The organism is Ralstonia sp. ASV6 (assembly GCF_016429285.1).
GTDB classification, from domain to species: Bacteria; Pseudomonadota; Gammaproteobacteria; order Burkholderiales; family Burkholderiaceae; genus Ralstonia; species Ralstonia flaminis.
The window spans coordinates 1-11,711 of record NZ_JAELUI010000161.1; the positions used below are offsets into that span (position 1 = coordinate 1).

Genomic DNA, 11,711 nt, shown 5'->3' on the forward strand with positions numbered 1-11,711 from the left:
CAGTCGTGCGGCCGCTATTTCGAACCCGCGCGCCTGGGCCTCGATGGCGCCGACTGGCGCCGGTTCTGGCAGCAAGCCAATGCCCCCACGTGGTTGCGTGACCTGCGCGCCATGCAGCCCACGCGCCGCGTGCCCGTCACCGACTTGCTGACCGCGTTGCGCAGCGTTCCCGCCGATGGGCGTGAGACGGCTGCGCAAACGCTCGTCTCTGTGCTGACCATCGGGCGTGGTGAGGGCACCGTGTCGTACTTCGGTGGTTTGCTGCGCGCCAAGACGTGGACGATGCCTGACCCTCAACGCCCCGGGGCGTCGATCGGTGGTGCGGCGGGCTGGCTGGCCGATGGCACGCCCGTGTGGTTGGGCGGCGTGGGCTCCAGCAACCAGGTGCTGTCGGCTGCCGCACCGCGCCTCACCCCGCTGATCGAGCAGACACCCGTGCCCGATGACGATGCCTGCGTGGCCGTTGATTTCTTTGCGCGCTACCCCGTGCGCGAGGTGCGCGACGCCGATGGCAAGCCGGTCGCCCCCGGCCGTCTGGAAGGCCGCTACACGGTGCGCTTCGTCAACGGCAATACGCTGCCGATCGAGAGCCGCGGCGAGTTGGCGCTCGCGCGCGAGAACAACGCGCCCGTCATCTCCGGCCGACTCGGCATGAACGACTATGTGGCGCGCGTCGTGGAGCGCGAGGGCGACCTGGCCGAGCCGCAGGCCGCTCGCGCTTTGGCCGTCGCAGCGCGCAGCTACCTCGTGCAGCACGCCTCGCGGGACAAGGGCTGCTATCGCATTGCCGACAGCTCGCGCACGCAGCGCGTGCTGCCGCGCCCGCCCGCAGCTGCTGCACGCAATGCGGCGGAATTTACCGATGCGCTGGTGCTGGTCGGCCAGTCTGTGCAGTACCACGGCACGATCAGCGCACGCGGTCAGATGGGCTGGACCGCCGCGCGCGCCGCCGCCCAGCGCGGCCAGGGGTTTGACGGCATCCTCGCGCGGTGGTGGCCGCAGGCCACGCTGACCTCGTTCCAGAGCCCGGTCGCGGGCGATTGCTCGCCAGTGGCGGGCGCGCAGCAGTGGCTGCAGGCGCAGACGCCGCGCTGGTCGACGCGTCTGGGCGTTGAACCCGGCTATGAGACACCGCCGCTGCCCGCCGTGTGTGTGGTGAACGAAGGTCGCCCGTACGCCGATGCGCGCCGGAACCGGCTCTACATCCATCGCCTTGCCACCGAGGAAGACCGCATCGCGCTGGCACACGAATACCTGCACCTGGCCTTTGCGCACCATCCGCTCGGGCAGGACGAACAGTTTGTCGAGGCGACAGCGCGCCGCCTGATTCGAGGGGAGGGCTTGCTGTGAGCACGAAGGCATGGACAACGCGGGTGGCCATTGGCGCCGCAGCCTTGCTGCTTGGCGCCTCGGCTGCAGCCGAGCCGGTGGCCGATCTGGACGGACCGATCGGCGGCTGGCGCAATAGCAAGCTGACCAACGAACTGGAGCGCTACACCGCTGCGTACCCCAAGCCCCCCGTGGACCGTGGTGCGCAGAAATACCGCACGCTCATCGCCGGACGCATTCGCGCGGCGGGCAAGCAACGCCGTCCGCCGGTGCTGATCGTCAACGGCAACGCCATGCCACTCTATGGCGACAGCGAAGGCCGCTTCGCGCGCCCGTGGGCATTCGGTCCGGGCTCGAACAGCGTGGAGATCGTCAGCCCCGATGGCCAGTCGCGCCAGCGCTTGCAGTTCTATGAGGCCGATACCACCAAGACGTCGGCCAAGCTGCGCGCCATTCTCACCTGGGACGACCCGCGCGCCGAGGTTGACATGCACGTCATCTCGCCGATCGGCGATCACGCGTTCTGGGCCGAGCCGCTGCTGTCCGACGGTGGCGGGCTCGACGTGGACAGCGTTGATGGCGCCGGCCCCGAGATCTTTTCCACCGCCGCGCCGCGCCCCGGCGTCTGGTTGTTCTACGTGAACTACTGGGGCAACTTCAACGCCGGCGGCTACAACTTTGACGAAAAGGCGCACGACCGCGATCTCATCACCGCGCAACTGACGCTGATCTATAACGAGAACACGCCCAACGAGCGGCGCGAGTTCGTCACGGTGCCGCTGCGCAAGATCGGCGAGCTGGCGTTGATGAAATCGATCCGCTTCTGATGCTCATGATGCCTTCCACATTCCGCCTCGCATTCGCCGTCGTACTCGCCACGCTCGGGGGCTCGGGTGCTGCATTTGCGCAAACCGATACCGGCAATATCGAGATCACCGCGCCGCAGGGCGGCTGGCGCAACTCAGCCGGCGACGATTCGCGCTACACGCAGGACGTGCACTACCCGGCGGTGTCGGTCTCGACACCGCAAGGGCAGGGCGCCGCCTCGATGATCGCCGGGCGCATCCGCAACCAGCCCAAGGCTGCTGCACCCACGGACGAGAACAAACCGCGCCGCCGCCGTGGCGCAGATGGCTCGTCGGTCGGCACGCTGGTCGTCAATGGCGTGGCGATGCCGCAGCGCATCGAGGCCGACGGCACGTTCTCGCGCCCGTACGCATTCGGCGCCGGCAGCAACAGCGTCGAAGTGCGCAGCGCGCGCGGCGACGCCAAGCGCGTGCAGTTCTACGACAGCTACACTGGTAAATCCCGCCCGCGCCTGCGCGTGGTCCTGTCGTGGGACACCGACGGCACCGACCTCGATCTCCACGTCGTCTCGCCCGACGGCCAGCACGCCTGGTACGGCAACCGCGTGGTCGAGAACGGCGGCGCGCTCGACGTGGACGTCACCACCGGTTACGGCCCCGAGATCTATTCGAACCCGTCGCCCCCGCCCGGCACGTACCTCGTCTACGTGAACTACTACGGCAGCGGTAGCGACAACAGCGTCATCACCACGGCCACCGTCACCGTCATCACCGACGAGAACACGCCGTCCGAGCGCCAGCAGACCTTTGTCGTGCCGATGCGCAAGGCGGGTGAGCTGACACTGGTGCGCAGTTTCACGATGAAGTAACCCGCGCCACCCGCGCCCAATCTGGAGCCGCCATGGACACGCAGACCGTCGCCGCCTACGACACCCTCGCCGAAACCTTTGCGCAGGAGTGGCGCGAGCAACCGGCGCCGGAAGACATGTACGCGTTGTTCCGGCGCGAGTTCAAGGCAGGCGGGGCCACGGCCGACATCGGCTGCGGGGCCGGGCGCGAGGTGGCCTGGCTCAACGCCAACGGCTATCCGGCAGTCGGCTATGACGCCTCGGCCGGGCTGCTGGAGGCGGCGCGCTCGCAGTATCCGGGGCTGGCGTTCCGGCGGTCGCAGTTGCCCGAGCTGGTGGGCATTGCCGAGGGCGCCTTCGACAACGTCGTCTGCGAGACCGTCATCATGCACCTGCCACCCGAGCAAATCAGTGCAGCGGTGCAGCGGCTGGTGTCCTTGCTGCGGCCGGCCGGTACGCTGTACTTGAGTTGGCGTGTGACGCCCGACGCCGATCAGCGCGATGGCCGTGGCCGGTTGTTTACCGCATTCGATGCGGCGCCCGTACGCGAGGCGCTGGCCGGCACCACGCTCGTTTTCGACGAGGCCGCTGTCAGCCAATCTTCCGGCCGGACGATCCATCGCATTGTTGCCCGCAAGGCCTGACGGCCCCATCTGCGGACAATCCGATTGCCCTGATTGACCACCGCGGCGGCGGGGTTTGTCACAATAGCGGTTTCGCCCAGCCCGCGCGTGACACCACGTGCACTCCGCCGCCCCGATGTACGACTCTCCCGCCATAGACCACGCGCTGCAGGCGCTACCCGAAGACACCGCTGCCGCCACGCACGCCGTGCTGCACGATGTATTCGGCTACAGCGCCTTCCGCGGCCCGCAGGCAGAGATCGTCACCCACGTGGCCGACGGCGGCGATTGCCTGGTGCTGATGCCCACCGGCGGCGGCAAATCCCTCTGCTACCAGATCCCGGCGCTTGTGCGGCATCGGCGCGGGCAGGGCGCGGGCATTGTCGTCTCGCCGCTGATCGCGCTGATGCAGGACCAGGTGGCCGCGCTGGAAGAGGCCGGCGTGCGCGCCGCGTACCTCAACTCCGCGCTCACCGGCGCCGAGGCCGCGCAGGTCGAGCGCGATCTGGCGGCGGGGCGGCTCGACCTCGTCTACGTCGCGCCCGAGCGGTTGATGACGCCGCGTTTTCTCGATCTGCTGGAGCGCTCCCGCATCGGCCTGTTCGCCATCGACGAGGCGCACTGCGTGTCGCAGTGGGGGCACGATTTCCGGCCCGAGTACATCCAGCTCTCCGTGCTGCACGAGCGCTTTCCGCACGTGCCACGCATTGCGCTTACCGCCACGGCGGATGCCGTTACGCGCGACGAAATTGTCGAGCGGCTGGCGCTGACCGACGCACGCGTCTTCCTCTCCAGCTTCGACCGCCCGAACATCCGCTACACCATCGTCGAGAAGGACAGCGCGCGACAGCAACTGCTGCGCTTCATCCGCGCCGAGCACATGGATGGCGATACCAGCGATGCAGGCATCGTCTACTGCCTATCGCGCAAGAAAGTGGAAGAAACCGCGCAGTGGCTGGCCGAGCAGGGCCTGCGCGCGCTGCCATATCACGCCGGGATGGACGCCGATGTGCGCGCCCGCCATCAGGCCATCTTCCGCAAGGAGGAGGGTGTTGTGATGGTGGCGACCATCGCCTTCGGCATGGGGATCGACAAACCGGACGTGCGCTTTGTCGCGCATCTGGATTTGCCCAAGAGCCTGGAGGGCTACTACCAGGAAACCGGCCGTGCCGGCCGCGACGGCATGCCTGCCAATGCTTGGATGGCCTACGGCCTGGCCGACGTGGTGCAGCAGCGGCGCATGATCGACGAGTCCGAGGCGGACGACGTGCACAAACGCGTCTCCACCGCCAAGCTCGACGCGCTGCTTGGTCTGTGCGAAGCCGCCACGTGCCGCCGCGTGGCGCTGCTCGCCTACTTTGGCGAGAGCAGCCAGCCGTGCGGCAACTGCGATACGTGTCTGACGCCGCCGCAAACCTGGGATGCCACGCGCGAGGCGCAGATGGCGCTGTCCTGCGCCTACCGCGTGCAGCAGGCCAGTCGCGTGAGCTTTGGTGCAGGCCAGCTCATCGATATCCTGCGTGGCAACGCCACCGAGCGCATCAAGCAGTGGCACCACGAAACACTGTCCACCTTCGGCATCGGCAGCGAGCTGTCGGAGCCGGCGTGGCGCAGCGTTTTCCGCCAGTTGGTCGCGCAGGGTTTGTTTGCCGTCGACCACGGCGGTCACGGCGCACTGATCCTGACCGATGCGGCGCGCCCCGTGCTCAAGGGGCAGCAGTCCGTGATCCTGCGGCGTCAGGCGGAGAAGGTGCGTGGCGCATCGTCATCGTCGGCCAAGAAGGAGCGCCGCGCCGATCCGGCCGCCGATCTCTCCGACGACGCGCAGGCGCGCTGGCAGGCGCTGCGTGCCTGGCGCGCCCAGATGGCACGCGAGCACAGCGTGCCGGCGTACGTGATCTTCCACGACAGCACGCTCGCCCGCATTGCCGAGACCGATCCGGACTCGCGCGAGGCGCTGGGGGAGTTGCCGGGCATCGGCATGGCCAAGCTGGACCGCTACGGCCAGGCGTTGCTCGACGTGCTGGAGAAATGCCGCGAGCAGGCCTAGGCAGTCAGTGTTGGCAGTGGCCCCATCACGCCGGTACGTGTCAGGTGCTCGCCCAGGAAGTCAACAAACGCACGCACCTTCGGCAGCAGATGCACGCGCTGCGTGAACACAGCATGCAGCGGCACCTCGCGCGCGGTGTAGTTGGTCAGCACCGCCTGTAGACGCCCAGCCTCAATATCCTCGCGCACCAGATACGCAGGCCCCAGCGATATCCCCAACCCCGAGCGCGCCGCTTCGCGCAGCACGAGGCTGTTGTTGGCCAGCATGGAGCCGCTCACGTGCGCAATGTGGCGCTGGCCGGTTGGGTCGGCCAACACCCAGTCGTACGGCCCGTCGTAATTGGCGTAGACGAGGCAGTTGTGCTCACGCAGATCGTCCGGCGTTTGCGGGATGCCGCGCTGGCGAAAGTACGACGGCGCGCCATAGATGGCATGCGCGCAACTCGCCAGCCGCCGCGCCACGAGCGATGAATCCTCCAGCATGCCAATGCGGATCGCTACGTCGATGCGCCCCGCCACCAGATCGGCGTAGCGGTCGTTCATGTCCAGATCGATCTGCACGGCGGGATAGCGCGCCTGGAACGCGCCCAGCAGCGGCGCCAGCAGCGTCACCGCAAACGACGCCGGCGCCGACACCCGCAGCGTGCCGCGGGCCTCGTCGCGCAGGGAGGTCACGGCGTGTTCGGCGGCATCCACCAGCGCCAGGCCCTCACGGCTTTTTTCGAAGAAGGCCGCACCGGCTTCGGTGAGTGACAGGCGCCGCGTCGTCCGCTGCAGCAGGCGCGTTTCTAGCCGTGCCTCCAGCCGCGCCAGCGCCTTGCTGATGACCCCGCGCGATACGCCCATCGCATCGGACGCGGCTGACAGGCTGCCGCACTCCACCACCCGTACAAAGATCACCACGTCAGAGAGCCGGTCCATATTTGCGCGTTTCTGGAAACAATATGACGCCAGAGGCTATCTTAATCTGCGCGAATTGGCTGGCTACGATGAGGCGTCTCGACCTTTCTTCCTGCCATCATGACGACAGAAGCCCCCAACGTTGCCGTGTCTCATCCCCCCGCTGATCGCTTGCCGCGTGGCGCGACGCCATTGTTCGCTGCTGCGGTGGGGCTCATCGTCGTCAACCTGTTCGGCATCCAGCCGCTCGTCGCCGAGATCGCCGCCAGCATCGGCTGGACCACGGCGGCCACCGGGCTGCTGGTGACTGCCACGCTGGTCGGTTACGGCATCGGCCTGTTGCTGCTCATGCCGATGACCGATCTGCTGGACAACCGCAAGCTCGCCTCGCGCACGCTGTGGGGCGCGGTCGCGTCGCTCGCGCTGACCGCCGTGGCGCATAGCGGGCAGGTGCTGATGCTGGCTGCGTTTGCCATCGGGCTGTCGTCAACCGTCATCCAGATGTTGATCGCCCTGGCGGGGCGTTTGGCGGCCGACGACCGACGCGGGCGTGTGCTCGGCGACATCATGATCGGCCTGAATCTGGGCATCCTGCTGTCGCGTCCTGCAGCCAGCCTGATTGCGGCGCAATGGGGTTGGCGCGCGTTCTATGGCGCGTCGGCGGTGGCGATTGCTGTGCTGGCGATGGTCCTGCCGCGCGTCATGCCGACCTTTGCGCCGCCGCGCACGCAGTCGTACGGCGCGCTGCTGGGCTCGTATGGCCGCTTGCTTCGCGGTGAGCCGTTGCTGCGCCGGCGGGCCGCCACCCAGGCATTGTTGATGGCCGCTTTTACGTTGTTCTGGACAGCTGTGGCGCTGCGGCTGGCGGTAGCGCCGTTCCATCTGTCGCAAAACGGGATCGGCATGTTCGCGCTGTGTGGGGCGGCGGGTGTCGTGGCCGCGCCCGTTGCGGGGCGGCTGGCAGATCGCGGCTTGGTACGTTTCGGCACGCTGCTCGCGCACGGCAGTGCAGCGACCGGTCTGTTGCTGGCGCTGGCCTCGGCGCTGGTGCCGGGCTTGAGCGTTCCCGCCATGCTGGCCATGCTGGTGATCGCTGCGCTGCTGTTGGATTTTGGTGCCATTGGTGACCAGGCACTCGGTCGCTACATGGTCAACACGCTGTCCCCGGAAATCCGTGGGCGTGTGAATGGCTTGTACACCGGCGCGTTTTTCTTTGGCGCGGCGGCGGGCGGTGGTTTGGCAGGAGTGGCCTGGGCGCGTGCCGGTTGGATCGGCGTTTCGGTGCTTGCGCTGGGGTTTGTGTCGGCGGCAGCACTTGTCTTTCTCTGGCCCGGTGCGGCCCCGCGTGCCATCGGCGCCACACCGCGCGGCTGCTGACTCACGCCACGCGTCGCCAGACTGGCGGCGCGCTTGACGCTTGCAGAACACCCCGCTATAGTGCCAGATTCGAGTTTTTGGCTTCTGGCTTCGCACGTCCATGCCCGGCAAAGCGCTGTGCAAGGCATCTGAACCAGACGGGCTCGCGCTCTTTGGTCTCGATCTGTTCCCGCAGGTCCTCTCTCTAGAGCGTTCTGCTCGCCACTTCCAAAACCCGATTGCGCCGATTGCCTCACATGTGAGGCTGCCACGTCATGTGGTCCGGCGATTTTTCAAAAACCAAGCTGGATTGAACAATGCCAACTATCAATCAATTGGTTCGCAAGCCCCGCGTCTCTGAAAAGCTGAAGAGCAAGAGCCCGGCGCTTGAGAACTGCCCGCAGCGTCGCGGCGTGTGCACCCGCGTGTACACCACGACGCCGAAGAAGCCGAACTCGGCACTGCGTAAAGTCGCCAAGGTGCGTCTGACCAACGGTTTCGAAGTCATTTCGTACATCGGCGGTGAAGGCCACAACCTGCAAGAGCACAGCGTCGTGCTGATCCGCGGCGGCCGTGTGAAGGATTTGCCGGGTGTGCGTTACCACATCGTGCGCGGCTCCCTTGACCTGCAAGGCGTCAAGGACCGTAAGCAAGCGCGTTCGAAGTACGGTGCGAAGCGCCCGAAGAAGGCCTAAGTCGTCAGTGAGATCGGCCCGCGTTTGCGGTCACGGTCTTGTCATGAGCAGGCGGTACAACGGTGCGTTTTTTGACCGCACTGGCACCGTCGAGTAAGTGGTCACCCGGCTCAGATTGTTGGAAGACAAGCTAGTTGGTGGCCGGAGAACCGAAGCGGTTCTCAACTGAACAGAGAAGGAAAGAAGATGCCACGTCGTCGTGAAGTCCCCAAGCGGGAAATTCTGCCGGACCCGAAGTTCGGCAATGTGGAAGTCGCCAAGTTCATGAACGTCCTGATGCTGGACGGCAAGAAGTCGGTGGCTGAGCGCATCGTTTATGGTGCGTTCGACCAGATCGAGAAGAAAGCAGGCAAGGCGCCCATCGAGGTGTTCACGCTGGCAATCGGCAACATCAAGCCGGTGGTCGAAGTGAAGAGCCGCCGTGTTGGTGGCGCCAACTATCAGGTGCCGGTCGAAGTCCGGCCGTCGCGTCGTCTGGCATTGGCGATGCGTTGGCTGCGGGAAGCTGCGAAGAAGCGCAGCGAGAAGTCGATGGCCCTGCGTCTGGCTGGTGAACTGCTCGAGGCCTCGGAAGGCCGCGGCGGCGCCATGAAGAAGCGCGACGAAGTGCACCGTATGGCAGAAGCCAACAAGGCGTTCTCGCACTTCCGCTTCTAAGCGACTCACGCACGTTGTTGGTTGCTGGGCGGGCTGTGTGCGCACATCTCGCCCATTTGTATTAGGGGCGCTTGCTATCCGGCAGCGCCCCGTTGACGAATCTGAGGATTAACCGTGGCTCGTAAGACCCCCATTGAGCGCTACCGTAACATCGGTATTTCCGCTCACATCGACGCCGGCAAGACCACCACGACCGAGCGGATCCTGTTCTACACCGGTGTGAACCACAAGATCGGTGAAGTGCATGATGGCGCCGCCACCATGGACTGGATGGAGCAGGAGCAAGAGCGCGGCATTACCATCACCTCGGCTGCTACCACCGCCTTCTGGAAGGGCATGGGCGGCAACTACCCCGAGCACCGCTTCAACATCATCGACACCCCGGGCCACGTGGACTTCACCATCGAGGTGGAGCGTTCCATGCGTGTGCTGGACGGCGCGTGCATGGTGTACTGCGCAGTGGGTGGCGTGCAGCCGCAGTCGGAAACCGTCTGGCGTCAGGCCAACAAGTACAAGGTGCCCCGTCTGGCGTTCGTCAACAAGATGGACCGTACCGGCGCGAACTTCTTCAAGGTCTACGACCAGCTGAAGACCCGCCTGAAGGCCAACCCGGTACCCGTGGTGGTGCCGATCGGTGCTGAAGACGGCTTCCAAGGCGTCGTCGATCTGCTGGAAATGAAGGCGATCATTTGGGACGAAGCCAGCCAAGGCGTGAAGTTTGAGTACCAGGACATCCCGGCCAATCTGGTGGACGTTGCCAACGAATGGCGCGAGAAGATGGTCGAGTCGGCTGCTGAAGCCAGCGAAGCCCTGATGGAAAAGTACCTGGGCGGCGAAGAGCTGACCCGTGCTGAGATCGTCAAGGCGCTGCGCGACCGTACCATCGCCTGCGAAATCCAGCCGATGCTGTGCGGCACCGCGTTCAAGAACAAGGGCGTGCAGCGCATGCTCGACGCCGTGATCGACTTCCTGCCGTCGCCGGTCGACATTCCGCCGGTCCAGGGCACCGACGAAAGCGACAACGAGAAGAAGCTCGAGCGCAAGGCTGATGACAACGAAAAGTTCTCGGCACTGGCGTTCAAGATCATGACCGACCCGTTCGTTGGTCAGCTGATCTTCTTCCGCGTCTACTCGGGCAAGATCAATTCGGGCGACACCGTGTACAACCCGGTGAAGCAGAAGAAGGAGCGTCTGGGCCGTATTCTGCAGATGCACGCCAACCAGCGCGAAGAAATCAAGGAAGTGCTGGCTGGTGACATCGCCGCTGCAGTGGGTCTGAAGGACGCCACCACGGGCGACACGCTGTGCGATCCGGCTGCCCCGATCGTGCTCGAGCGCATGGTGTTCCCGGAGCCGGTGATCTCGCAGGCTGTCGAGCCGAAGACCAAGGCTGACCAGGAAAAGATGGGTATCGCCCTGAACCGCCTGGCCGCTGAAGATCCGTCGTTCCGCGTGCGTACCGATGAAGAATCGGGTCAGACCATCATTTCGGGTATGGGCGAGCTCCACCTCGAAATTCTGGTTGACCGCATGAAGCGCGAATTCGGTGTGGAAGCCAACATTGGCGCCCCGCAAGTTGCCTACCGCGAAACCATCCGTAAGAAGGTTGAAGACGTCGAAGGCAAGTTCGTCAAGCAGTCGGGCGGCCGCGGTCAGTACGGTCACGCTGTGATCACGCTGGAACCGGCTGACGACGAGGCGAAGAAGGCTGGCAAGAACTTCGAATTCGTCGACGCCATCAAGGGCGGTGTGATTCCTCGCGAATACATCCCGGCGGTCGAGAAGGGTATCGTCGACACGCTGCCGGCCGGTATTCTGGCTGGCTTCCCGGTGGTGGACGTGAAGGTCACGCTGACGTTCGGTTCGTACCACGACGTGGACTCGAACGAAAACGCGTTCCGCATGGCCGGCTCGATGGCGTTCAAGGAAGCCATGCGCCGCGCTACCCCGGTTCTGCTTGAGCCGATGATGGCTGTGGAAGTGGAAACGCCGGAAGACTACACGGGTACCGTGATGGGCGACTTGTCGTCCCGCCGCGGCATCGTGCAGGGCATGGACGACATGGTGGGCGGCGGCAAGATCATCAAGGCCGAAGTCCCGCTGTCGGAAATGTTCGGTTATTCGACGTCGCTGCGCTCGCAAACGCAAGGCCGCGCCACGTACACCATGGAATTCAAGCAATACGCTGAGGCACCGAAGAACATTGCCGAAGCTGTGATGGCTGCCAAGGGTACGAAGTAATCAACGTGTTTTGGGCGACGCGCACGAGCGTCGCCCACATCTAAATCTAGCAATTAGCCAATTCCGAATTGAGGAGCTGACATGGCAAAGGAAAAGTTCGAGCGGACCAAGCCGCACGTGAACGTTGGGACGATTGGTCACGTTGACCACGGCAAGACGACGCTGACCGCGGCGATCGCCACCGTGCTGTCCGCCAAGTTTGGTGGC

Annotated in this window: 11 protein-coding genes; 10 read left to right on the forward strand and 1 reads right to left on the reverse strand. The window is 65.3% G+C overall.

Annotated elements, in window-relative coordinates:
- The 5 genes from JHD73_RS23535 to recQ form a co-directional block, all read left to right on the forward strand.
- Positions 1 to 1,350, forward strand: a 1,350-nt coding sequence (locus JHD73_RS23535) for a DUF2300 domain-containing protein (RefSeq protein WP_199032597.1), incomplete at its 5' end; no start/stop codon positions are given.
- Positions 1,351 to 1,373: 23 nt separating this feature from the next.
- The gene (locus JHD73_RS23540; protein WP_199032604.1) at positions 1,374 to 2,156 is read left to right on the forward strand and encodes a YfaP family protein; all 783 of its coding nucleotides are present in this window, start codon (positions 1,374 to 1,376) and stop codon (positions 2,154 to 2,156) included.
- 5 nt (positions 2,157 to 2,161) lie between these two features.
- A complete protein-coding gene (locus JHD73_RS23545; protein WP_199032598.1) occupies positions 2,162 to 3,004 on the forward strand; it encodes a YfaP family protein in 843 nt (280 codons plus the stop codon).
- Between the two features lie 32 nt (positions 3,005 to 3,036).
- Positions 3,037 to 3,627, forward strand: coding sequence for a bifunctional 2-polyprenyl-6-hydroxyphenol methylase/3-demethylubiquinol 3-O-methyltransferase UbiG (locus tag JHD73_RS23550; RefSeq protein ID WP_199032599.1), 591 nt, complete (start codon positions 3,037 to 3,039; stop codon positions 3,625 to 3,627).
- Positions 3,628 to 3,742: 115 nt separating this feature from the next.
- On the forward strand, positions 3,743 to 5,656 hold the full coding sequence (gene recQ, locus JHD73_RS23555) for a DNA helicase RecQ (RefSeq protein WP_199032600.1): 1,914 nt from the start codon (positions 3,743 to 3,745) through the stop codon (positions 5,654 to 5,656).
- Here the strand turns inward: recQ and JHD73_RS23560 are convergent.
- Positions 5,653 to 6,576, reverse strand: a complete 924-nt coding sequence (locus JHD73_RS23560) for a LysR family transcriptional regulator (protein ID WP_199032601.1) — start codon at positions 6,574 to 6,576, stop codon at positions 5,653 to 5,655. The genes recQ and JHD73_RS23560 overlap by 4 nt on opposite strands.
- Positions 6,577 to 6,675: 99 nt before the next feature.
- Here JHD73_RS23560 and JHD73_RS23565 point away from each other — a divergent pair, with 99 nt between their 5' ends.
- From JHD73_RS23565 to JHD73_RS23585, 5 genes are all read left to right on the forward strand, one after another.
- The gene (locus tag JHD73_RS23565) at positions 6,676 to 7,932 is read left to right on the forward strand and encodes an MFS transporter (RefSeq protein WP_199032602.1); all 1,257 of its coding nucleotides are present in this window, start codon (positions 6,676 to 6,678) and stop codon (positions 7,930 to 7,932) included.
- 296 nt (positions 7,933 to 8,228) lie between these two features.
- Entirely contained in the window at positions 8,229 to 8,606 is a 378-nt protein-coding gene (gene rpsL / locus JHD73_RS23570; RefSeq protein ID WP_021197587.1) for a 30S ribosomal protein S12, read from the forward strand.
- Between the two features lie 186 nt (positions 8,607 to 8,792).
- Positions 8,793 to 9,263, forward strand: coding sequence for a 30S ribosomal protein S7 (gene rpsG / locus JHD73_RS23575; RefSeq protein WP_004634470.1), 471 nt, complete (start codon positions 8,793 to 8,795; stop codon positions 9,261 to 9,263).
- A gap of 114 nt (positions 9,264 to 9,377) precedes the next feature.
- Positions 9,378 to 11,504, forward strand: a complete 2,127-nt coding sequence (fusA, locus tag JHD73_RS23580) for an elongation factor G (protein WP_199032603.1) — start codon at positions 9,378 to 9,380, stop codon at positions 11,502 to 11,504.
- Positions 11,505 to 11,585: 81 nt separating this feature from the next.
- The coding region (locus JHD73_RS23585) for a GTP-binding protein (RefSeq protein ID WP_230081277.1) at positions 11,586 to 11,711 on the forward strand (126 nt) is incomplete at its 3' end.